Source organism: Pseudomonas sp. LBUM1676 (assembly GCF_059695605.1).
On sequence record NZ_CP166777.1, the window covers coordinates 4,762,204 to 4,785,076 of the forward strand.

At 60.8% G+C, this 22,873-nt stretch carries 20 protein-coding genes and 1 pseudogene; 8 read left to right on the plus strand and 13 right to left on the minus strand.

Features of this window, described 5'->3' with window-relative positions; all coding sequences use genetic code 11:
* Positions 1 to 133 precede the first annotated feature (133 nt).
* Positions 134 to 868 carry a thioesterase II family protein gene (locus ACA041_RS21945; RefSeq protein WP_497437547.1) on the minus strand — a complete coding sequence of 245 codons (735 nt, stop codon included), beginning with the start codon at positions 866 to 868 and terminating at the stop codon, positions 134 to 136.
* A gap of 104 nt (positions 869 to 972) precedes the next feature.
* Positions 973 to 2,145 (minus strand): MFS transporter, encoded by a 1,173-nt coding sequence (locus ACA041_RS21950; protein ID WP_497437551.1) that lies wholly within the window; start codon positions 2,143 to 2,145, stop codon positions 973 to 975.
* A 186-nt stretch (positions 2,146 to 2,331) separates the two neighbouring features.
* Here ACA041_RS21950 and ACA041_RS21955 point away from each other — a divergent pair, with 186 nt between their 5' ends.
* The 4 genes from ACA041_RS21955 (at position 2,332) to ACA041_RS21970 (ending at position 6,731) form a co-directional block, all read left to right on the plus strand.
* Positions 2,332 to 3,132 carry a glucose 1-dehydrogenase gene (locus tag ACA041_RS21955; protein WP_497437555.1) on the plus strand — a complete coding sequence of 267 codons (801 nt, stop codon included), beginning with the start codon at positions 2,332 to 2,334 and terminating at the stop codon, positions 3,130 to 3,132.
* Positions 3,125 to 4,951 (plus strand): glycoside hydrolase family 15 protein, encoded by a 1,827-nt coding sequence (locus ACA041_RS21960; RefSeq protein WP_497437560.1) that lies wholly within the window; start codon positions 3,125 to 3,127, stop codon positions 4,949 to 4,951. The genes ACA041_RS21955 and ACA041_RS21960 overlap by 8 nt, the downstream gene beginning before the upstream one ends.
* A 301-nt stretch (positions 4,952 to 5,252) precedes the next feature.
* Complete coding sequence (locus ACA041_RS21965; RefSeq protein WP_497437566.1) at positions 5,253 to 5,642, plus strand: hypothetical protein; 390 nt, start codon at positions 5,253 to 5,255, stop codon at positions 5,640 to 5,642.
* Positions 5,643 to 5,831: 189 nt separating this feature from the next.
* Positions 5,832 to 6,731: an alpha/beta fold hydrolase gene (locus ACA041_RS21970; RefSeq protein WP_497437568.1), complete on the plus strand. Its 900-nt coding sequence runs from the start codon at positions 5,832 to 5,834 to the stop codon at positions 6,729 to 6,731.
* Here the strand turns inward: ACA041_RS21970 and ACA041_RS21975 are convergent.
* The gene (locus tag ACA041_RS21975) at positions 6,700 to 7,683 is read right to left on the minus strand and encodes a GlxA family transcriptional regulator (protein WP_497437572.1); all 984 of its coding nucleotides are present in this window, start codon (positions 7,681 to 7,683) and stop codon (positions 6,700 to 6,702) included. The genes ACA041_RS21970 and ACA041_RS21975 overlap by 32 nt on opposite strands.
* 90 nt (positions 7,684 to 7,773) lie before the next feature.
* Here ACA041_RS21975 and inhA point away from each other — a divergent pair, with 90 nt between their 5' ends.
* A complete protein-coding gene (inhA, locus tag ACA041_RS21980) occupies positions 7,774 to 8,469 on the plus strand; it encodes an isonitrile hydratase (protein WP_497437576.1) in 696 nt (231 codons plus the stop codon).
* A gap of 579 nt (positions 8,470 to 9,048) precedes the next feature.
* Here inhA and ACA041_RS21985 read toward each other — a convergent pair.
* Positions 9,049 to 9,677 (minus strand): annotated as a pseudogene (locus ACA041_RS21985) (aminoglycoside phosphotransferase family protein).
* Positions 9,678 to 9,684: 7 nt separating this feature from the next.
* Positions 9,685 to 10,173 (minus strand): SRPBCC family protein, encoded by a 489-nt coding sequence (locus ACA041_RS21990; protein ID WP_497437580.1) that lies wholly within the window; start codon positions 10,171 to 10,173, stop codon positions 9,685 to 9,687.
* A 243-nt stretch (positions 10,174 to 10,416) separates the two neighbouring features.
* On the opposite strand from ACA041_RS21990, the gene ACA041_RS21995 reads away from it, so the two are divergent.
* Positions 10,417 to 10,818 (plus strand): lysozyme inhibitor LprI family protein, encoded by a 402-nt coding sequence (locus ACA041_RS21995; RefSeq protein ID WP_497437583.1) that lies wholly within the window; start codon positions 10,417 to 10,419, stop codon positions 10,816 to 10,818.
* Between the two features lie 154 nt (positions 10,819 to 10,972).
* Here the strand turns inward: ACA041_RS21995 and peaD are convergent, their stop codons facing one another.
* The 4 genes from peaD to peaA form a co-directional block, all read right to left on the minus strand.
* A complete protein-coding gene (gene peaD, locus ACA041_RS22000; RefSeq protein WP_497437588.1) occupies positions 10,973 to 12,091 on the minus strand; it encodes a quinohemoprotein amine dehydrogenase subunit beta in 1,119 nt (372 codons plus the stop codon).
* A 25-nt stretch (positions 12,092 to 12,116) separates the two neighbouring features.
* Positions 12,117 to 12,440: a quinohemoprotein amine dehydrogenase subunit gamma gene (gene qhpC, locus ACA041_RS22005; protein WP_008027961.1), complete on the minus strand. Its 324-nt coding sequence runs from the start codon at positions 12,438 to 12,440 to the stop codon at positions 12,117 to 12,119.
* A gap of 1 nt (position 12,441) precedes the next feature.
* Positions 12,442 to 13,872 carry a quinohemoprotein amine dehydrogenase maturation protein gene (gene peaB / locus ACA041_RS22010; protein WP_497437591.1) on the minus strand — a complete coding sequence of 477 codons (1,431 nt, stop codon included), beginning with the start codon at positions 13,870 to 13,872 and terminating at the stop codon, positions 12,442 to 12,444.
* Positions 13,873 to 13,954: 82 nt separating this feature from the next.
* Complete coding sequence (gene peaA / locus ACA041_RS22015) at positions 13,955 to 15,535, minus strand: quinohemoprotein amine dehydrogenase subunit alpha (protein ID WP_497437593.1); 1,581 nt, start codon at positions 15,533 to 15,535, stop codon at positions 13,955 to 13,957.
* A gap of 344 nt (positions 15,536 to 15,879) precedes the next feature.
* Between peaA and ACA041_RS22020 the strand changes: the two genes are divergently transcribed.
* The gene (locus ACA041_RS22020; RefSeq protein WP_497437597.1) at positions 15,880 to 16,239 is read left to right on the plus strand and encodes a hypothetical protein; all 360 of its coding nucleotides are present in this window, start codon (positions 15,880 to 15,882) and stop codon (positions 16,237 to 16,239) included.
* A 45-nt stretch (positions 16,240 to 16,284) separates the two neighbouring features.
* Here ACA041_RS22020 and ACA041_RS22025 read toward each other — a convergent pair whose 3' ends face one another.
* Entirely contained in the window at positions 16,285 to 16,539 is a 255-nt protein-coding gene (locus ACA041_RS22025; RefSeq protein WP_497442146.1) for a DUF1652 domain-containing protein, read from the minus strand.
* A 273-nt stretch (positions 16,540 to 16,812) separates the two neighbouring features.
* Here ACA041_RS22025 and ACA041_RS22030 point away from each other — a divergent pair, with 273 nt between their 5' ends.
* Positions 16,813 to 18,303 carry an aldehyde dehydrogenase family protein gene (locus ACA041_RS22030; protein WP_497437600.1) on the plus strand — a complete coding sequence of 497 codons (1,491 nt, stop codon included), beginning with the start codon at positions 16,813 to 16,815 and terminating at the stop codon, positions 18,301 to 18,303.
* A gap of 152 nt (positions 18,304 to 18,455) precedes the next feature.
* On the opposite strand, the gene ACA041_RS22035 is transcribed toward ACA041_RS22030, so the two are convergent.
* The 3 genes from ACA041_RS22035 to ACA041_RS22045 form a co-directional block, all read right to left on the minus strand.
* The gene (locus ACA041_RS22035) at positions 18,456 to 18,794 is read right to left on the minus strand and encodes a YbaB/EbfC family nucleoid-associated protein (RefSeq protein WP_008028561.1); all 339 of its coding nucleotides are present in this window, start codon (positions 18,792 to 18,794) and stop codon (positions 18,456 to 18,458) included.
* A gap of 66 nt (positions 18,795 to 18,860) precedes the next feature.
* Entirely contained in the window at positions 18,861 to 20,966 is a 2,106-nt protein-coding gene (gene dnaX / locus ACA041_RS22040) for a DNA polymerase III subunit gamma/tau (protein WP_497437603.1), read from the minus strand.
* Positions 20,967 to 21,148: 182 nt separating this feature from the next.
* Positions 21,149 to 22,849: a putative bifunctional diguanylate cyclase/phosphodiesterase gene (locus ACA041_RS22045; RefSeq protein ID WP_497437609.1), complete on the minus strand. Its 1,701-nt coding sequence runs from the start codon at positions 22,847 to 22,849 to the stop codon at positions 21,149 to 21,151.
* Positions 22,850 to 22,873 lie beyond the last annotated feature (24 nt).

Below are 22,873 nucleotides of genomic sequence, written 5' to 3' on the forward strand. Positions count from 1 at the left end.
GAATTTGAGGTGGTCACAGTTCACTGTGGGAGCGAGCTTGCTCGCGATGGCGGCCTGTCAGTCACATCTATGTTGAATGTGATTCCGCCATCGCGAGCAAGCTCGCTCCCACAGGGGGGAGTGATGTTCAAGACTAGCTGACAGCCATCACTCCATGCCGCCGATGATGAGCTTCCAGCTGATCCTTGATCACCCGCAACACCTTGGCCTCATGCTCATGAATGAAGAAGTGCCCGCCGGCCAGCATGTCCACGGAAAAACTGCCGCGGGTTTCCTTGCTCCAGCCGATCAACTGCTCGGTGGTAGCCCGGTCAGTCGTACCGCCAAGCACATGCACCGGACACTTGAGCAAGGGGCGCTGAATGGGCTCGAATCGACCGCACAGAAGAAAGTCCGCCCGCAGCACCGGCAGCGTCAGGCTCATCAGCTCTTCGTTGGCCAGCACCTCTTCGCTGGTGCCGTTGAGCGTGCGCAACTGCTCGATCAACTCGGCATCCGTCTTCGGTTCGGCAAAGCCACGATCATAGTCGGCACGCATCGTCGGTGCGGCCGTGCCCGACGCGAACAGCGCCACCGGCTCCGGACAGCCGAGCGAGCGCAAGGCATGGGCCATTTCACACGCGAGCAACGCGCCCAGGCTATGGCCGAACAACGCGTAGGGTGCCTTGAGCGTGGCTTTATGTTCATGGGCCAGCTGCAGCGCCAGGCGCCGCATGTCGGTGTGCAACGGTTCGCCAAACCGCGCGCCACGGCCGGGCAACTCCACGGGCTGCAGTTTCAGCCACTCAGGCAGTTTGCGCCGCCAGCGGCTGTAGACCATGGCGCTCGCGCCTGAATAGGGCAGGCACAGCAATGTCAGCTGGGTCACCGGGCTTACCTCGAAAAGTTGTCTGTATAGGAGAACGGATGAGGCAGGTCCTGAATTAGTCGAAGATCTGAATGTGGGAGCGGGCTTGCTCCCACAGTTGGTCTCTATTTCAAGTGGCGGAAGCTTTGGACTGCGGAACCGAGGACCACGGCGCCCGCCGCAATCGCCACCCAAAACCCGCTGCGGGCGCCAAAGGCATCTATCAACCACCCCGAACTGGCCGCACCCATCGCCACGCCGATACTCAACCCGGTCACCAGCCAGGTCAGGCCTTCGGTGAGCTTGGCCGGCGGCACGATTTGCTCCACCAGGGCCATCGCCACGATCAGGGTCGGCGCGAAAAACAGCCCGGCGACGAATACCGCCAGCGACAACCCGAGAATATTCACCGCCAGCAGCAGCGGCAACGTGGTCACCGCCGTCGCCACCCCGCCGTACAGAAACAACCGAGGCAACGGCACCTTCGAACGCAACGCGCCGAACGCCAATCCCGCCAGGCACGAGCCGATCGCATACACCGACAACACAATGCTCGCCGCCGCCGGTTGGCCCTGTTGCTGGGCGAAAGCGACGCTGACCACATCGATGACGCCGACGATGGTACCCATGGCGACCATCAACAGCACCAGCCATTGAATCTCGCTGGTACGGATGATCGAACCTTGATGATGTTCTTCATGGGGATGCACGGGCGGCTCGGTGTCCCGTTGCAACACAAACGCGCTGACCCCGATCGCCAGCATCAGCAACGCCGCCAAGGGCCCGGCCTCGGGAAACGCCACCACGCACAGCCCCACCGACAACGGCGGCCCGACGATGAAGCAGACTTCGTCGAGCACCGACTCCAGGGCATAGGCGGTTTGCAGCTGAGGTTGCCCGCGATACACCTCGGTCCAGCGCGCCCGCACCATCGCCGACATGCTCGGCATGCAACCGGCCAGCGCGGCGAACAGGAACAAGGTCCAGTTCGGCGCCTGCAGGCGGGTGCAAAGCAACACCAGCAACAGCGCCCCGCCGCCGATCAGCGCCGAGATCGGCAAAATGCGGCGCTGACCGAAACGGTCCACCAGGCGTGAAACCTGCGGTGCGCAAAATGCCGTGGCCAAGGCAAAGGTGGCGGCCACCGCACCCGCCAATCCGTACCCGCCTTGCAGTTGCGAGAGCATGGTGATCAGGCCGATGCCGGTCATGGAGATGGGCATGCGCGCGATCATGCCCGCCAGCACAAAAGCTCGGGCGCCTGGGGCTTTGAATAGCTCGCGGTAGGGGTTGGCCATGGGGTGCAGGTCTCAACAAGGGCCTGCAAGTTGCCATATGGCTGATCACGGGGAAAGCAGGTAATTGTTGGTTGAATGTTAATTCCCCATCGGACCCGTACAGACACCGTTGAATTCGGGTAAATGAACTCTCTGCCGCTCAAACCAGTCAGCTACTTAGGCCCTCAACTCAAGGCGCTAAGGTTCATGCATCTATCCCTCGACCGACAAATCGCCCTGATCACCGGCGCCAGCTCCGGCATCGGCGCCGCTGCTGCCAAAGCGTTGGCCGCTGCCGGTGCCGCCGTGGTGATCAACTACCATTCCCAGGCCGAACCTGCCGAAGAACTGGCCCGGCAGATCAACAATGAAGGCGGTCGCGCCATCGCCATTGGCGCCGACGTTTCCAAAGAAAAAGACGTCGAGCGGCTGTTTGCGCAAACGCTCGATGCCTTCGGTTACCTGGATATCCTGGTGGCTAATTCCGGGATGCAGAAAGACGCCGCTACTGTGGACATGACCCTCGACGACTGGAATCAGGTAATCGGCGTCAACCTCACCGGGCAGTTCCTCTGTGCCCGTGCCGCGCTGCGGATTTTCAATCATCAAGGCATCCGCGAAGGTGTGTCCCGGGCCGCCGGCAAGATCATCCACATGAGTTCGGTGCACCAGCGAATTCCCTGGGCCGGCCACGTCAATTACAGCGCGTCCAAGGGCGGCGTCGACATGCTGATGCAAACCCTCGCTCAGGAAGTCAGCCACCAGCGGATCCGCATCAACGGCATCGCGCCGGGGGCGATTCGCACGGCGATCAACCGTCGCGAAACGAAAGGTGCCGCCGAGCAGGAACTGCTCAAACTCATCCCCTACGGGCGGGTCGGCGAGGTCGAGGACATCGCCAACGCGGTGGTGTTTCTCGCCTGCGATGCCTCCGACTATATCGTCGGCACCACCCTGTTCATCGACGGTGGCATGAGCCTCTATCCGGAGTTTCGCGGCAATGGCTGAACATCCTCTTGAGCGACAAAGCGCCATCAACGCCCACGGCATCATCGGCGACATGCGCAGCGCGGCGCTGGTCAACGACAAGGGCAGCGTGGACTTTTTCTGCTGGCCGGAGTTCGACAGCCCGTCGATCTTCTGCTCGCTGCTGGACACTCCAGAAGCCGGCATTTTCCAACTGGCGCCGGACTTGCCCGATGCCCGTCGCGAACAGATTTACCTGCCGGAAACCAACGTGCTGCAAACCCGCTGGCTCAGCGACCGCGCAGTGGTGGAAGTCACCGACCTGCTGCCGATCGGCGACAGCGAAGATGATCTGCCGGTGTTGATGCGACGGGTGCGGGTAGTCAGTGGCCAAGTCACCCTTCATATGCGTTGCGCCGTGCGGCACGACTACGCACGCGCCAGGACCCGCGCGCGCATGGATGACAAACACGTGACCTTCGAGGCCGCCGACCAGCCATCCCTGCGTCTGTCTTCGGATCAGCCGTTACGCATCGATGGCAATGCGGCGGTCGCCGAATTCACCCTCGAACAGGACCAGAGTGCCGAGTTCCTGCTCGGCGGCATCGACGATCCGCGCTTCAAGGAAGGAGGCGCCACGTTGTGCCTGGAGCGCACCCTCAAGTACTGGCGCGACTGGTCCGGCCAATCCAGTTATCGGGGGCGCTGGCGGGAAATGGTCAATCGCTCGGCCCTGGCCCTGAAGCTGCTGACTTCGCGCAAACACGGCGCAATCCTCGCGGCCGCCACCTTCGGTCTGCCGGAAACGCCTGGCGGCGAACGCAACTGGGATTACCGCTACACCTGGATCCGCGATGCGTCATTCACCGTCTACGCCTTCATGCGCCTGGGATACGTCCAGGAAGCCAACGACTACATGCGCTGGTTGCGTGGGCGGGTCAGCGATTGCCAGGGCAAGCCAATGAAAATCAACATCCTCTACGCCATCGACGGTCGCCAGGAGTTGCCGGAAACCGAGCTGCCGCACCTGTCCGGCCATGGCGGCGCGGTGCCGGTGCGCATTGGTAATCAGGCTTACGACCAGATCCAGCTCGACATCTTTGGCGAACTGATGGACGCGGTGTACCTGGTCAACAAATACGGCGACGCCATCTCCCACGAAGGCTGGAAACACGCCGTGGAAGTGGTCGATCAAGTCTGCGTGACCTGGGAGCAAAAGGATGTCGGCATCTGGGAAATGCGTGGCGAACAACATCATTTCCTGCACTCGCGACTGATGTGCTGGGTAGCGCTGGACCGCGCCATTCGCCTCGCATCCAAACGCTCGTTGCCAGCCCCGTTCGCCCGCTGGGACCAGACCCGGCAGGCGATCTACGCCGACATCTGGGAAAATTTCTGGAACGAGGAACGAGGGCATTTCGTCCAGCACATCGGTGGCACCGCACTCGACGGTTCGATGCTGTTGATGCCGCTGGTGCGCTTCGTCAGCGCCAAGGATCCGCGCTGGCTCTCGACCCTCAACGCCATCGAAAAAACCCTGGTGCGCGACGGCATGGTCTACCGCTACCGCAACGAAGACAGCGGGATCGATGGCCTCGCCGGTACCGAAGGCGCCTTTGCCGCCTGCTCGTTCTGGTACGTCGAATGCCTGGCCCGGGCCGGTCAGGTGGAGAAGGCCCATCTGGAATTTGAACAACTGCTGCGCTTTGCCAATCCGCTCGGGTTGTATGCTGAAGAATTCGACAGCCATGCCCGGCACCTGGGCAACACCCCGCAAGCGCTGACGCATCTGGCACTGATCAGCGCGGCGTGTTTTCTGGATCGGAAATTGAGCGGGGAGAAGAATTACTGGCAGCCCTGAGACCGCATCGCCCCCTGTGGCGCGGGAGCTTGCTCCCGCTGGGCTGCGAAGCAGCCCCTGAAACCAGCCGACCCGGTGCGCCAGGTAAAACGCGGTGCAGGGTTTACGACTGCTTCGCAGCCGAACGGGAGCAAGCTCCCTCGCCACAGATTTTGTGTAAGACCAAGTCCTACATTTTATAAACAACATCCACATTCAGTACCCGAAATACCCTGTTGCCAGCCGCTACATCCCCCCCTAACATCGACCCTCAACGGGCACAGCGGAGCTGTCCAACAAAACCCGAATTCAAGGAACCAGAATGACCCGGCGCATCCACCGCAGCATCGACACCCCACTCCGCTCAGGCCTGAACCGGAATGAACTGTGGGAAGCCCCCGACAAAGGCCTGATCAAATGCTGGGAAGTCGGCCGCCAACGCGCCGTCCGCTTCCCCGAACTCGCCCAACGATGCCTCGCCGATGAACTGCCGGTGCTGGGCTGGAAAGGGGGCGTCAGCCGTAGCCTGAAAAAACTCGAAAAATACGGATCCCTCAAGTACCTCGCCCAATGGCAGGGGTTGCGTGGGGAGGATCTGGATATTGATCTGAGTGAAGAACGGGCGTTGACCTGTTCCCGGACCAAAATGGTGGTGACCTTTACGCCGGATCGGTCGAAGTATTTCAATCAGTTGGCGGAAGCCGAAGCCTGAGGTTCATAGAGGAGTCCCCAGCTGTGGCTGGTAATCCGATCGTGTCTGTATTGCTTCATGTGCCAGATTGGCGTGCTGACACTGAGTGGTACGCCCGAGCCTTTGTAACGGCAATACGACTACATCCTGCTTGCGATGATTACGGCCACCTCGGGCGATTCAGAATGCTCAAATAATCTGGAGCTTGTCATGACTGGCTATGCAATCACGATTACCCGAACACCCCACCTTGACCTCGCCTATGAAGAACACGGCCCCATCACCGGCGACCCGATCATCCTGCTCCACGGCTTCCCCTACTCCCCTCGCGCCTACGACGAAATCGCCCCGGTGCTCGCCGAGAAGGGTTACCACGTCATTGTCCCGTACTTGCGTGGTTATGGCCCGACCCGTTTCAACAGCCCCGACACCCCGCGCTCCGGGCAACAAGCCGCCCTCGCCCAGGATCTTCTGGATTTGATGGACGCCCTGGGCATCAAGCAAGCCGCCCTCTGCGGCTACGACTGGGGCGGTCGGGCAGCGTGTATCGTAGCGGCGTTATGGCCCGAGCGGGTTCGCTGCCTGGTCACAGGGGACGGCTATAACCTTCAGGACATTCCCAACTCGACCCGACCGCGGGACCCGGAAACCGAACATCGCCTGTGGTACCAGTACTACTTCCACACACCTCGCGGCATTGAAGGCCTGACTGAAAATCGCCGAGCCCTGTGTGGATTACTCTGGACATTGTGGTCACCGACCTGGAAAAAAGGTCCCGAGTTGTACCCACTAAGCGCTCCGGCCTTCGATAACCCGGATTTCGTCGAGGTAGTGATTCACTCTTACCGCCACCGCTTCATGTACGCCCCCGGCGATCCGGCACTGGAGTGGATGGAAGAAGCACTGACCAGACAACCACCGATCAGCGTCCCGACGATTTCCCTGTGTGGTGCCGACGATGGCGTAGGCCCTGCACCTGAAGTCGATGACGATGCCGAGCACTTCACCGGACGCTACGAGCGGCGAGTGCTGGCGGGCGTCGGGCACGACATTCCCGAAGAAGCGCCCGAAGCGACGATCAAGGCATTACTGGATCTGCTTGAGCACTGACGCAAAACCGCTCGCGATAGGCCTGCGGGGTCACCCCCATGACTCGCAGAAAACTGCGCCGAAGCGTTTCTTCGCTGCCGAACCCGCACTGCACCGCCACCCGTTTGACCGGCACGCCGGTGTCGCTGAGCAATCGTCGGGCGGTCTCGACCCGGATCAGTTCGATGGCCCGCGCCGGGGTCTGGCCGGTGTCGGCGCGGTAGTGGCGCACGAAGCTGCGCTCGCTCATGCCAGCTTGCAGGGCCAGGGTCGGGATGCCGAGGTCCATGGTGAGGTTTTCGCTGATCCAGGCGTGAAGGTCGTCGAAACGGCTGCCTTGCTTTTGCAGGGACAAGGTCACGCTGAACTGTGACTGGCCGCCCGGACGCTTGAGGAATACCACCAGTTGCCGGGCGACTTCCAGCGCCATGGTGCGGCCCAGGTCTTGCTCGACCATGGCCAGTGCCAGGTCGATACCGGCAGTGACGCCGGCCGAGGTCCATACCGGACCGTCGTTAATGAAGATCGGATTGGGTTCGACCCGCAGGCGTGGATGTTGCTGCGCCAACTGCTCGCAGCGGGTCCAGTGGGTCACCACCCGCCGGCCATCGAGCCAGCCGCTGGCTGCCAGCAAAAACGCCCCGGTACACACCGATGACACGCGCCGACATCCTTTCGCATGCTCACGCACCCACGCCACCAGCGACGTATCTTGCGCCGCCGCGTACACACCCCAGCCACCGGCGATGATCAAGGTGTCACTGCCCTCCTCGGGCAAGGGTCCGGCCAGCAACGCCAATCCCGCCGACGACATTACCGCCCCGCCATCACGGGCAATGACCGTCGGCGCATAGGGCGGCGCCATTCCTTTCTGGCGGGCAATGTCGTTGGCCGAAGCGAACACCTGCAACGGCCCGGTCACATCGAGCAGCTGCACGTTGGCGAAGGCAAGCACATGAATGGCTTTAGGCATGTTTGGCGTAATTTGTGGGGTTATTGGCGTATGCGCCAAATCCTACGAGCCTAGAGTGAAGCCGTCCACCCACCTCATGAGAAAAACACCATGACCTTGCAGATCGGTTTTCTGTTGTTCCCCCAGCTTCAGCAACTGGACCTGACCGGCCCTTACGACGTGCTGGCCTCGCTGCCGGACGTGAAGGTGCATTTGATCTGGAAGGACCTGGTGCCGGTCACCGCGAGCACCGGCCTGGTGCTGAAGCCGACCGTGACCTTCGACGATTGCCCGGCACTGGATGTGATCTGCATTCCCGGTGGCAGTGGTGTCGGACCGTTGATGGAGGATGACGAAACCCTGGCGTTCATCAGGACTCAGGCGGCCAGTGCGCGTTATGTCACGTCGGTGTGTACCGGCGCACTGGTGCTCGGCGCCGCGGGTCTGCTCAAGGGCAAGCGGGCCACCACACACTGGGCCTATCACGAATTGCTCAAGCCACTGGGCGCCATCGCCGTGAACGACCGGGTGGTGCGCGACGGCAACCTGCTGACCGGTGGCGGGATCACCGCGGGGATCGATTTTGCCCTGACCCTGGCGGCTGAGTTGTTCGGTAAGGACACGGCGCAGCTGGTGCAACTGCAGCTGGAATACGCTCCGGCGCCGCCGTTTGCTTCGGGCAGTCCGCAAACCGCTCCGGGAGGCGTGCTGGAGCAAGCCCGGCAACGTGCGGCCGGGTCGTTGAAATTACGCTCCGAAATCACTGCGCGAGCAGCGGCGAAGCTCGATCAGGTGTCGGCACGCTGATCCATTCTGGCCGGCCGGCAGTCAGTCATGGCTGTCGGCGCTGTTGGGCCAGGGTGATGCACCGAGGACTTTCCATCACCCACAAAAAAACCCGCCGAAGCGGGTTTCTCAAGACCATGACGACATCCTGTCTGCGGCCATCCAGGCCTATGGTCGATCATCCGTGATCCTGAGTGCATCCCGCTACTCAGTTGATGGATCCAGAATAAGCGCCTTGGTGAAACATAAACAGAGGAGATACCAGCGCTCTGGTGTAAGCGATTGACCATTAACGACCCAAACCTGTACGCGGACATGTGGGAGCGAGCCTGCTCGCGAAGCAGGCAACGCGGTGTATCAGTGGGACCGCGTTATCGTTCTTCGCGGGCAAGCCTCGCTCCTACAAGAAGACGAAAAAAAACCCGCCGAAGCGGGTTTTCCCAAGACCATTGTCGACTCCCTGTCGCCGGCGAGTCCTTGCCTATGGTCGATCATCCGTGATCCTGAAGCGCTTCCTGTGCTTCAGTTGATGAGGCTAGATTACGCTTCGGATCCAATCTGTAACAGGCGACATTGTTACTATTGCGTGTAAGACATTCGCTATACCAATCCCTTCGGATACCCCTCGACTCCGCTGGTAGCGAGCATGCAAGCCGCGAGTTTCGCGACCTGCAGCTGACCTTCGGCAGCCAGGGCATCGTCATCTTCCAGAAACCAGGACGCCGATAATCCGGCAAACGCCAGCACCCACTGCAGCAACCGTCCACGCTCGAGTCCGGCCGCAACGGCCACCACCTCGACCTGCCGGCGCATACGCTGCGGATCGGACGCCGTGGGCAATTCGGGATTGCAGATCAGGTTGGCGTAATCGAATCCGCGCTCGCCGATTACCCGTTTGGGATCGATGGCCAGCCAGCCCCGCGCACCGAAATCCAGAACATTGTCGTGATGCATATCGCCATGCAACACCAAGACGTCTTGGGGGTCGGCCAGCAAGGCTTCGGCGGTGGCGAGGACACCCCGTCACCCTCATGGGCATAAACGCGGGCAGCGCCTTCGCCGCCCCACCATGTCATCAACAGGTTGCCGAACTGTTCTTCAGCATCGACGGCAATCTTCAACATCGCGGGTACGGCATCCATGCGCACCGGCAGCAAACGACTGCCAGGCGTGATGATCGGCGCACCGTCCGGCACCAGCGCCCAGCGTTTCAACCACGGCTCGAACATGCGGCGATCACTCTCCCTGAGGTTCGCGCGCCCTGGCGGTGGTTTTCAGGAATTCCTCGATATTGCTCATCTGCTCGTCCCAGCCACGGCTATCCATGCGGAATGCCTTGAGCCTGCGGGCTTGCGGTATGTGGTCAAACCCCGACTCGGTGACCTTGAGCAAGGTGCCCTCATCCATATCCTCGAGTTCAAACTTCACCAGTGTGGTGGGCTCCTGGGAGTAATCGACTTCCGGCTCCACGGCATACGGGTGCCAGCGAAACGAAAACACCCGCTCCGGCTCGACCCGTTCCACCAATACATTCCACAGCAAGTGTTCATAACCGGGGTAGGTAATCTGCCCCTGGGTCCACTCGCCGGCGACAAAACGCTTACCTTCCAGCGCCACGCCAAACCACTGCCCGAACGCTTCGGCATTGGCCAGCACACGCCACACGTGCGAACGCGGCGATTTGAGCAGGATCTTCCTTTCGATGCGATCTGATGCTGGATTCATAAGTCACCTCCTGTACTGAACAGTAGGCCTGTAAGACCACAAGACCAACCCTAAGTTGTATCAATCGGGCTGAGCAATCAACCCTGTCTGTAATATTCGGCTGTATTTGCGGCGGTAAGTTCTGGCTGAGGACGAATGTCAGCGACCGCGCCGCTGTGCAGCGGTGCTGCCAGACTTCATTACGGGTTGACCAGCCTGTTCGCTACACTGCAGCTCAATTTCCCTCTCATAGCGAGAATCTCCATGTACCCACGCGTTCTTCTTGCGTTGACGCCTTTGCTGTTCACTACCCTTGCCCAGGCCGTTGACTGCGACAACGCTACGGATCAGGCCACCATGAGTCAGTGTGCGGCGCAGCAGCACAAGGCGGCGGACAAGGAGTTGAATGCGCTGTACCAGCAGATGACCACGCGATTGAAGAGCAACCCCGACAGCAAGAAGCTGTTGGTCAGCACCCAGCGGTCGTGGATTGCGTTTCGGGATGCCGAGTGCAAGTTTTCCGCCTCGGCGGTGGAAGGCGGCAGTGTTTATCCGCTGATTTACAGCAATTGCATTACTGACCTGACCAAGGCGCGGGTGGAGACATTCAAGAATTACTTGAAGTGTCAGGAGGGGGATTTGAGTTGTCCGGTGCCTGGGGCCTGATTTTTCGGTGTTCTTGAGGGCCTCTTCGCGAGCAGGCTCGCTCCCACAGGGGTTTTCGGTCGTACACAAAAATTGTGTTCATCGAAAATCCAATGTGGGAGCGGCGGTGCGACGATTCGACTTGCTCGCGAAGGCGTGAGCTCAGACGCCGCAATTACCGAACAAATACCTGCGCGGTGGTGATCGCCATATCCCCACCCGGCAATTTGATAGTGCCAATCTGCTTCATGGTCTCGGGATCAAAGATCGCCACATCGTTAAAGGTCCCGGCCAGGTAGATCTTGCTCCCGTCCTTGTTGAAGGAAATGCAGTAGTAGGAGTGATCCAGCGTCGCTGCCTGGAGCATTTTCTTCTGCTTGATGTCGTACTTGGCCAGACGGTTGAGTACGCCGAACATCAGGTTCGGGTCCTTGGGTGAGCGCATGCCGCTGAAGTAGATTTCCGTCAGCGGGCCGAAGTCGGTGGTTTCGGTCTTGCCGGTTTTCAGGTCGACGCTGAACAGCCCATAGAGATACTCGGCGGTGGCCGGGTCCTGCTTCTTGTCCTTGAACTTCGCAGCGGTATACAGCAGCGAGAAATCATGCCGATACGTCTGCTGGTTCCACACGTAAAGCACATCCGGCGCGCTGTAGTTGGGGCGTTTCCAGTGGCGGCTGGGAATCAGCACGTCGAACTTGCCGGTTTTGACATCGACCTTGTAGATGTCCGCCCCGGCCACATACAGCGTGCCATCGTCGCCACTCTGCATGATGGTCAGCTGCCGGGGTGCCGGGAAACTGCGTACCGGCTTGGCGTCCAGGCCGGCGTCGGTGGCGTAGACATCCAGGCGAGGCTGCTGCACTTCGTAACGGTCATTGAGCATCAGCGTCGGATTGGCAATGGCGAACAGTTCCTTGCCGTCATGGCTGAGGGTGAAGGCGAACATGGACTTCGCTTTCTCCCCCGGCTTCTGGGTGATGCTGGCGTGGAACACTTGCTTGCAGCTGTCGAGTTCGACGCCGTAGACATCCGCGTAGTGATTGTTCAGCACGTAGGCGGTCTTGCGATCCGGTGACATCTGCACGCTGCCGGGACCGAAAGCGTCCGGCATCTTGCAGGTCTTGAACAGAGTGTCCGTGGCCAAGTCGATGACGTGCAGGTTGTTCGGGTAATTGGTGGTCACCATGTACTCGTGACCAGTTTCGAGCGCAGTGTTTTCATCGGCCAGAACGTTGAGCGAACAGGCGCTCAGGACGGCGAAAGCGGCCAGGCCGCAGGCGTTGATGCTAGGCATGCTGGAATCCTTCTTCTCTGTCCGGTCACTTGTCTTTAGGGAAGACAGTGCCAAGGTTGCGCCAGTTGTCGTTGGACGCCTGAGCATCCTTGTTCCAGTCCGGGTAAGTGCTCATCATGTCGGGCACCTGGGCCGGCCACCAGCAAGGGTCGGAACAGCCATACAGATCGGCTTCCATCGGCTGGCACAGCGACGACACACCGCCAAAGGCGTCGATCTCCCAGCCCGGGTCGGTGGTGGAGGCGCAGCCGGCGACGGAGCTCATCGCCACCACTTCTTCGATGCGGTTTTCGGCCGCGGCCTCATCGAGTTTCAGCGCTTTGTTATTGATTGCCTTGAGATGTTTCATATCAGTGAGCCTTGCGCGGAGTGATGTAGCTGCTGATAAACGCAGGGTTGTGGGCCATGATCCGGGTGTAGACCTCGATGCCGAAGTCGACCCAGTCACGCATCAGTTCGCAGTAGTGATAGGTTGGGTGGGTCGGGTCGCCGTAGCGGGCGTAACTCTCGTGGTAGCAGCCGCCGGAGCACAGGTTGCGGATCTGGCAGTCTTCGCAGCCGGTGTTGCTGCGGTCGAGGCGCTGGGACAGGAAGTCGTTCAACTCGACCTGTTTCACCCCGCTGTGCACGTTGCCGAAGGTCGGCAGCGATGAACCGGTAAAGCGATGGCACAGGTTCAGTTCGCCCTTGTGGTCCACCGCCAGCATCTTCAGGCCCGCGCCGCACGGCAAAGCTTTCTTGTGGCCTTCGTGGATGTCGGTGATCAACTGGTGCAGGTTTGAGAAGCCGATGTTGCGGTGCTCAAGCGCTGCTTCCAGATAACGTCGGCCGAGTTTCTTCATGTTGGCGAAGACCTCGATCAACTCGTCGCTGGACAGATTGAAGGTGCTGATATCGCCGGAGGTCACCGGGGCAAAGCCGACTTCGGCAAACCCCAGTTCGTTGAACAGGTGATCCCAGATGGTTTCGACGTCGGTGACCCCGGTGGTCAGGGTTACTCGGGCGCCGACCGGACGGCTGTTGTAACGCGATAGCAGCATCTCGGCCTTGCGCCGTACCACGTCATAAGTGCCCTGCCCGCCCACGGTGATGCGGTTGCGGTCGTGCACGGTTTTTGGCCCGTCGATACTCACCGAGAGCCCGAAGCGGTGGGCGTTCAGGTAGTCCACGGTCTCTTCGGTGAGCAGCGTGGCGTTGGTGGTCATGACGAATTCGACGAACTTTCCGGCCTCGCGGAAACGCTTCTCGCAGTAATCGACCATGTACTCGATCAGCTTGCGGTTGCTCAGCGGCTCGCCGCCGAAAAACACCACGGTGAAGCGCTCTTCATCCGGGGATTCGCGCAGCAGCATTTCCACCGACGCCACTGCCGTATCGATGTCCATTTTCTTGCCGGCCGACGGCTTGTCCAGGTCTTCCTTGTAGCAGTAGGTGCAGCTCAGGTTGCAGCCGGTGTTGACGTTGAGCACCACGGTATTGATCGCGGTGCGCTCGACCCGTTTGGTGCCGATGTCCGGGGTCAGCGGCGAGCCGTCGCTGACCAGTTCCAGGGACATCAGCTCGCGCAGGGTCTCGGTGATTTCTTCACCGTTGAAACGTGCAGCCAGGCGCTGGATCAGGTCTTCCGAGGAACAGCCGGGACCGCGCAAGGTGTCGATGATGGTGCCCGTCAACTCATCGCTGGCGAACAGCGAACTGCTGGGGATGTGGAACAGCATGCGGTCGGCGTCGACGTGCACTTCGTGCAGGTTGCGTTCGACCAGATTCAAGATAGCGCCCATTGCAAACCTCCTGTGCAAACCCCGTTTGACGGGGCTTGCGGTCATTCCGAAAAGTGTCTGGAAACCGATGGAATCGGCCAACTCATGGAATGGGTGGATTGTTCCAGCGTTGCACGGTGACAATCATCTGGCCTTCGCCTTTCAGGGATTTCCCTGCGTCGTCGACGGCGGCGATCACCTTGAGGTTGCCGGCATTGTTGGTGGACATTTTGCGTTGCGGGTTCGGCCCGGCATCGCCCGGTGTGAACACGCCGGCGTCAGCCTGCATGGTGCCGGCAAACTTGACGTCTTCATCTTCCCTGGCCCGATCGTCGAAGGCTTCGACCGACCATTGCGCCGGGAACACGCCGATACGGAACGGCTTGCCATCGGTGCCCTTGCCCCAGGCTTCGGCATCGAACCTACCCTGGACTTTCGGCGTTGAACCACCGCCATCACCGACTCGCGCCACCGAGAATTCGGGAACGACTTTGACGTGGGCAATCTTGCTGTAGACCGACAGGGTCGGGCCTTTCAGCGTGCCGACGGTGACGTTGCGCAGGCCTGGCTGGGCATTGGCGGCGGCCCTCAGTTTGACGCGCATACGCTGCGGACTTTGCTCGAGTACTTCGACCACTTCCACACCTTTGCCAAAGTTCGGCTTCCCGGTGAGACCACTGCCGATCAGGGTGACTTCAGTTTCGCCGCCCGCCTTCAGATAACCCGGCTGCACCGCCAGCAAACGACTGCTGCCCTGTTTGGCGGCGACGAAGTCCAGACCGCGTTCATCATGCTCGGCTTCGAACATCCGGCCTTGCAGGGCATTGCCCTGGGCGGCGAACACCTGGCGCATAGTCACGCCGTCGATGGTCACGTTGCCGCGCCATTCGTAGCCGGTGTAGAGAATCGCGCTGCCGTCGCCGTTGAACGGGCTGCCGTCGGCATATTGGCCTTTGACGCTGACCTTGAAGGTGTCGCCGGTATCGGCGGTGACGCTCATCACTCCGGCCAGTTCGCCTTTGCCCGGCAAGTGGCCGCTGAAGCTCCAGTCACCCGCGAGCGTTTCGGCTTTCGGCGCGCCGGCCTGCCATTTTTTCCAGGCCGGGTTGTCCAGCGGAAAGCGCTTGGCCAGCAGCGGCACCATTTCTTTGCGAGCCAGGTCGAACCAGTCCCGATCGCGAGACAGGGCCTGGTATTCCAGGGACGGCCATTGGCCGAGGTGGAAATTCACAAGGCGCTCCCATTCCTGAGCCGGGCGCCTTTGCAGGGCGACCCGTGCGCCCGAGTGGCAGCGACCGCACATCTGGCTGAGCTGGTCGTCGAACTTCTCGACCGTGTTGAGCCGCCGCTCCAGCGCATAACGCACGCCGTCCGTTTCGCTGGGCGCCAGGCCCTGGGTGTCGGCCAGGTATTTGACCAGGGTGCGACGGTCGTCATCGCTGATCTGCAAACCATGCATGACCTGCATCCGGGCAATGCTCATCAGCCAGCCTTCCGGGCTTTTGCGCTGGTGACTGATGCGGCTCAGGGCGTTGTCGGCTTCGGGGGTATGGCAGCCCTGACAGGTTTCCTTGAGGATGGTCTGGGCGTCGCGAGCTGCCAGGCTGTAGGGCGAATGCAGCGCCACACACGCCGCAATGGCCAGCAGACTGGCGCTCAGGCCTGATCGTAGTGTTCTCTTCATCAACGTCGAACCTCGCACGGTGCTTTCTTATTTTTGTGGCTTATCGTTTTTATGGTTTCTGCCGCCGGCGGCGAACCGCGGACGGAGGCTGGAGAAACGTCTGCAATGAGCAATACACGGAGCGTGCCAGCTTGCGGATAACCTTTTTTATCAAGCAGTTACGTGAGGCTGAGGGCTGCAGGCAGCGCCTGATCGAGTCGGTCTGCGTCTTATATCGCGACAGGTGTTGCAGTCTGAGACAAGCATAGATGTCGCAGCCCGGACAGTTCATCGCCCGACGATTGACGAGCTTCCCCCGCAGGCGCGAAATGGGTATTCACCAGTTGCCGACAAGGAGATAGGAAATGGCAAGCATCACTGTCCTGGCGGGGGACTTTCTGCAGGGTGACGGAGATTACAGAGACGGCGTTTTCACCCTCAGGACATCGCTTCACCCGTGGCCCGGCATTACCCTGCCGCTCTCATCGTTCAAGCGCCTGGAAGTGGCCAACGAGGATTCGATCAACAACATCAAGGATGCCATCGGCTTCGGCGTGGCCGGCGCGATGTTGCTGGGCCCCATCGGCGCGATTGCCGGTTTCATGTTGGCCGGCAAGGACACGGAAGTCACCTTCCTGGCAACGCTCAAGGACGACAGAAAACTGCTCGTTGCCGTGGATGGCGACACGTTCGACGAGATTTCCCGGAAGTTTCCCCGTGAATGATCGGCGCAAGCCGCACCGCGCTCAACGGTGCGGCTTGACGCCGTTTCAAATGGTATAGGTAGGCTGGATACTTTTGTGAGCTTCGATCTCTTGCCGCATGTCCGCCACCAGCGAGGCGATGGCGTGGGGACTGTCCAGTGTCCACAGCGGAACGTGAGTGGCCACCAGATCCACTTTGCCGGTCATGCAATCACAGACCCGAATCGTCAGGGACTGGTCTGCCTCCATTCTGCACGTGCATACCGCGGGCAGAAAACTGTGCTCAATTATGTTTTGAATTTCCAGGGTTGAAAGGAACATCACTACCTCCTCCGCGCCAGAAGTGTTGCCGTATGAACGGGCCGTCATTTCATCCTCCGAGCCAGAAAATTTTAATCCTCAATGGTGGAGGTCTCAAGTTTGTAACAGGGTTGCTCGTCGTCTCAGCCGCTGTCGCAAATTGCGAAAAAAATCCCCCTGGCGCCTGCCGTTGCGTGCGCCGAAACCCGCCAGTCAAGGGTCGGCGCGCCGTTACGGGCACTTGGCACAGCCATTGCGAAAGCCCTGTTCTCACGAACAACAAGAGGCCTCGCCATGTCGCTCCCTTATCTGCTTCCCGCCACCTCGGCGTTCATCCAGCGCGCCCCGCGCATGCTTATCGGCGGTGACTGGGTCGAGGCCGCCGACGGCCAGACCATGCCCCTGCACAACCCCGCCACCGGCGAAGTGCTATGCGTCGTGCCAAGGGCCACGCCTGAGGATGTCGACCGGGCAGTACTGGCCGCCCGCCAGGCTTTCGACGACTCAACCTGGACCCGCACCCGGCCTCGGGAGCGGCAGAACCTGCTGTGGAAACTCGCCGACCTGATGGAGCGTGATGCCGAACTGTTGGCGCAACTGGAATGCCTGAACAACGGCAAGAGCGCAGCGGTCGCCCAAGTGATGGATGTGCAGCTGTCCATCGACTTCCTGCGCTACATGGCCGGGTGGGCGACCAAGATCGAAGGCTCCAGCGTTGAAGTGTCGATGCCGTTGATGCCCAACGACCAGTTCCACAGCTTCATCCGTCGCGAAGCCGTGGGTGTGGTCGGCGCCATCGTCGCCTGGAACTTTCCGCTGCTATTGGCCTGCTGGAAACTCGGTCCGGCCCTGGCCACCGGTTGCACCATGGTCCTCAAGCCCGCCGACGAAACCCCGCTGACCGCGCTCAAGCTGGCCGAACTGGTGCTGGAAGCCGGTTACCCCGAAGGCGTGTTCAACGTGGTTACCGGCACTGGCATCACGGCCGGCTCGGCGTTGACCCACAACCCGCTGGTGGACAAGCTGACCTTCACCGGCTCCACCGCCGTGGGCAAGCAGATCGGCAAGATCGCCATGGACTCCATGACCCGGGTCACCCTGGAACTGGGCGGTAAATCACCGACCATCGTCATGGCCGATGCCGACCTCAAGTCCGCCGCGGCAGGTGCGGCCAGCGCGATTTTCTTCAATCAGGGCCAAGTGTGCTGCGCCGGGTCCAGGCTGTATGTGCAGCGCAAGCATTTCGACAATGTGGTGGCGGACATCGCCGACATTGCCAACGCGATGAAGCTCGGCAACGGCCTGGATCCGAGCGTCGAGATGGGGCCATTGATCTCGGCGCGCCAGCAGGAGCGGGTTTACCGTTACATCGAAATGGGCCGGGAAAGTGGCGCGACCATCGCCTGTGGTGGCGAGCAGTTCGGGCCGGGGTTCTTCGTCAAACCGACGGTGATTGTCGATGTCGACCAGAAGCACTCACTGGTGCAGGAAGAAATCTTTGGTCCGGTGCTGGTGGCGATTCCGTTCGATGACGAGGCTGATGCATTGCGCATGGCCAATGACAGTCCCTATGGCTTGGGGGCGAGTGTCTGGTCCAATGATCTGGCGGCGGTGCACCGGATGATTCCGCGGATCAAGTCGGGTTCGGTGTGGGTCAACTGCCACAGCGCCCTGGACCCGGCGCTGCCGTTTGGCGGGTACAAGATGTCGGGGGTCGGGCGGGAAATGGGGTATGCGGCGATCGAGCATTACACCGAGTTGAAGTCGGTGTTGATCAAGCTGTGACGTAGAGATAATGCCCGACGCCCTTCTGTGGGAGCGGGCTTGCTCGCGAAGGTTTCAATGACAACGGGTTCATTCAAGATGAGCGCGTTATCGTTGACGTTCTTCGCGAGCAAGCGCGCTCCTACAGGGGGGCTGCGTTTGTTCAGCGTGGATCAGAAGGGCAGTTTCATGCCCGGTGGCAGTTGCATGCCAGCGGTCATGCCGGACATTTTGTCCTGGCTGTTGGCTTCGATCTTGCGCACGGCATCGTTGACGGCGGCGGCGAATACAGCCTCCAGCATTTCCTTGTCGTCTTCGCTCAGGCCTTCGACCAGGCTTGGGTCGATGGTCACGCGCTTGACGTCGTGACGACCGGTCATGACCACGGTAACCATGTCGCCGCCGGCTTTACCGGTGACTTCGGCGTTGGCCAGTTCTTCCTGCATCTTGGCCATTTTTTCCTGCATCTGCTGCGCCTGCTTCATCAGGCCGGCCATGCCACCCTTCATCATGGTAATCACCTCAACGTACTTGGATAAAAATGGCGTCCGGCCATTGGGGCCAGACGCCTTCAGTTATTAGCCCTGACTGACCAGAGCTTCGACAGGTTCAATAGTATCGTTACGGACCACCGCACCGAACTGCTGCATCATTTGCTGGATGAACGGATCACCGTGGATCGATTCCTCGGCCTCGCGCTGACGATTGACTCGTCGGCGCGATGCGGCCTGGGCCGGCGTTTCCTGCTCCGGCTTGATCAGCTCCATGCTCAGGCTCAGCGTACGTCCGTGAAACTGGTTCAGCGCGTCGTTGAGCCGACGTTGCTGCGTCGCGTTGAACAGGGCGCTATGGGCCGGGTCCAGGTGCAACAGCCAGTTGTCGCCATCGACGGCGATCAGGGTGCAGTTGGCGGCGATGCTGCCGGTCATGCCGGAGATCGGCAGTTTCGGGAACAGCTCCAGCCATTGCAGGGCCAGGCCGGTCGCCGGCATGGCGGCCGGTTCGGGCTCGGGCTCGGGCGCCGGATCGGCGGCATGTTCGCTGGCCAGCTCGTCCAGGTAGCTATAGGACGAATCCATGTCCGGCTCGATGTAGTCCTCGTCCAGCGGCGGCTCGTCGTCCAGGTCCATCCCCGGCGTGGCCGCATCGACTTCGGACACCGAGGGTTCCGGGATGGGCGCGGCAGCCCACTCCGGAGCGTCCGGCACCACGCTATCTGGTGTCGGCAATGGCATCGGCGGCAATTCGGGTTGTTCAGCGGCGGTTTCCAGCACCGGTTCGACCGCGGGTTGCAGGACAACTTCGGGCTCTACCGGGTCGTTCCACTGCAGGTCGACGACTGCTTCGATCGCTACCGCCGCAGGCACCGACACGGGCTCCGGCTCCGGCACGACGACCGGCGCAACCGGTTCAGATGTCGAGGCGGGAGCTGGAACTGGAACTGGAACTGGAGCCGGAGCAACCACCGCCGCAACCGGTGCAACTGCCGTAGCAACTACCGGCGCGGCTACTCGCGCGGCAGCCACTGAATGGGCGGAATCAACTGTGGCCTGGCTGATCCCTACTGTCTTTAGCGGTTGCCTCGGAGCGTCCTCGGTGTCGGCCGGCCTGAACGCGAGCATGCGCAGCAGGACCATTTCGAAACCACCCCGCGGGTCCGGCGCCAACGGCAGGTCGCGGCGGCCAATCAGGCCCATCTGGTAGTAGAACTGCACGTCTTCGGCCGGCAAGGCCTGGGCCAGGGCCAACACCCGATCACGGTCGCCATGACCGTTGTCGACCCCCTCAGGCAACGCCTGGGCGATGGCGACACGGTGCAGCACGTTGAGAATTTCCGAGAGCACGCCGTTCCAGTCCGGGCCTTGTTCAGCCAGGTGACGGACAGCTTCAAGCAACGCCCTGGCATCGCCTTCGATCAGCGAATGCAGGACGTCGTAGACCTGCCCGTGATCAAGCGTGCCGAGCATCGCCCGCACATCGGCGGCCATGACCTTGCCTTCACCGAAAGCGATCGCCTGGTCGGTAAGGCTCATGGCATCGCGCATGGAGCCATCGGCGGCGCGGCCCAGCAGCCACAACGCATCGTCTTCGAACGGCACGTTCTCGACACTCAGCACGTGGGTCAAATGCTCGACCACGCGTTCCGGCGTCATGTTTTTCAGGGAGAACTGCAGGCACCTCGACAGAATCGTTGCAGGAAGTTTCTGCGGGTCAGTGGTGGCCAGGATGAACTTGACGTAGGGCGGCGGCTCTTCGAGGGTTTTCAACAGCGCATTGAAGGAATGGCTGGAAAGCATGTGCACTTCGTCGATCAGGTAGACCTTGAAGCGCCCGCGGCTCGGCGCGTACTGCACGTTGTCGAGCAGCTCGCGGGTGTCCTCGACCTTGGTCCGGCTGGCGGCGTCGATCTCGATCAGGTCGACGAAACGGCCTTCATCGATCTCACGGCACACCGAGCACTCGCCGCAAGGCGTCGAAGTGATACCTGTTTCACAGTTCAGGCATTTGGCGATGATCCGCGCGATGGTGGTCTTGCCCACGCCGCGGGTACCGGTGAACAGGTAGGCATGGTGCAGCCGCTGGCTGTCCAAGGCATTGATCAGAGCCTTGAGCACATGGGTCTGGCCGACCATTTCGCCAAACGAGCGCGGACGCCATTTACGTGCAAGAACCTGATAACTCATCGAAAACCGTCGCCACGAAGGAAGCTGAAGCGCCTAATGCTAGCGGAGCAAGGCTAAAATTGCATCCGGCGCGCTCGTCTAATCTGGCTAAGATGCACTTTTGGGCTTTTATCGGCTCGGGATTGTTCAGTACCGGAGCGTTTATCCCACATTTGATCTTCATATGCCTGACAGATCGAAGGTCAGGCTATCTGATCCAGCACCTGCCATCGCACCGGCGCCACAAAACCTTCTACCCAGGCCGGTACGTGCGCCGGTGGCATCGGCCGGGCGATGAAATGGCCTTGGGCAACGTCGCAACCCAGCCGCATCAGCATTTCACCCTGCTCGATACTGTCCAGCCCCTCGGCGACCACCTGCCGCCCGAATGCCCGGGCCAGGCCAATGACCGCCGTGGTCAGCGCCAGGTCATCATGATCATGAAGGATGTCGCGGACAAAAGACTTGTCGATCTTGATGGTCTGGGTTCGCAAGCGCTTGAGGTAGCTCAGCGACGAATAACCGGTGCCGAAATCCCCCAGCGAAAACTGCACGCCCAGTGCCTGACAGGCCTTCAGGCAGGCGCTGACATGTTGAATGTTCTCCACCGCCACCGACTCGACGATTTCCAGGTCGAGCATCTGCGGTGCTACCTGGGCATGGCGGGCGAGCACTTGACCGAGCCGGTCGACGAAATCCGCGCGTTGAAAATGGCGTGCCGCAATATTGATGCTTACTGGCCAGCCCTGCCCGGCCTGCTGCCAACGGTGCATCTGCGAAAGCACCTGGTCCATGACCCATTCACCGATATCGATGATCAGGTCCGTCTCCTCCACCAGCGGCAGAAAGTCCCGCAAGGGCACCAGGCCGTCCTGGGGATGCTCCCAGCGCAGCGACGCCTGGAAACCGACGACCTCGCCGCGACGCATGTTCACCCTGGGCTGAAAATGCAAACGCAGCTCATCGGCCAGCAATGCCTGGCGGACTCGCTCGACGGTCTGGTGCGTGACCTTGACTTCCCGATCCCGGTACACGTCGAACAAATGAAAACGATTGCGCCCACCCTGCTTGGCCACGTACATCGCCTGATCGGCGTGACGCAGCAAGGTTTCCGCATCTTCGTTATCGTGCGGAAACAGGGTGACGCCGATGCTGGCAAACACATTGAGCTCTTTGTCGTGCAGTGTGTACGGCGCCGAAATCGCGCCCAACACCCGGTTCAATGCCGCGCGCAGTTCCGGCAGATCACGCACGTAACGCAACACCAGCACAAACTCGTCACCGGCCAGCCTGGCCACCACGTCTTCACCGCGCACGATACTGCGCAAGCGCCTGGCCACTTCCACCAGCAACAGATCGCCACTGGCATGCCCGTAGCCATCGTTGACCGCCTTGAAGCCGTCGAGGTCGAGCATGCACACCGCCAGCGGGATGTTTTCCTGTCGGGAGAACTCGAGGGCCTGGTCCAGCAAATCCGAAAGGAACGCGCGATTGGGCAACCCGGTCAACACATCATGGCCGACCCGCCATTGCAAGGAATGCAGCAGTTGGCGTTTTTCACTGATGTCGAAACGAATCGACAAGTAGCGATCAACCCTGCCGGTAGCGTCATCGAGCACCGGCACCATGGTGCTTTCGACCCAATACAGGCTGCCGTCCTTCGCCCGATTGCAGATCTCGCCCTTCCAGACACTGCCCAGCGCGATGGTGCGCCACATACCAGCGAAGAATTCAGCCGAGTGCAGGCCGGAATTGAGCAGCCGATGGTTCTGCCCCAGCAGTTCCTCGCGGCTATACCCGGACACGGCGCAGAATTGATCATTGACGTAGGTGATCCGGCCACCCAGATCGGTCTCGGAAAAAATCGCTGCGGCATCCACAGCCCTGCGGTATTGCTCGTCCATGAGTCAGGCTCGTTGTCGCTAGCG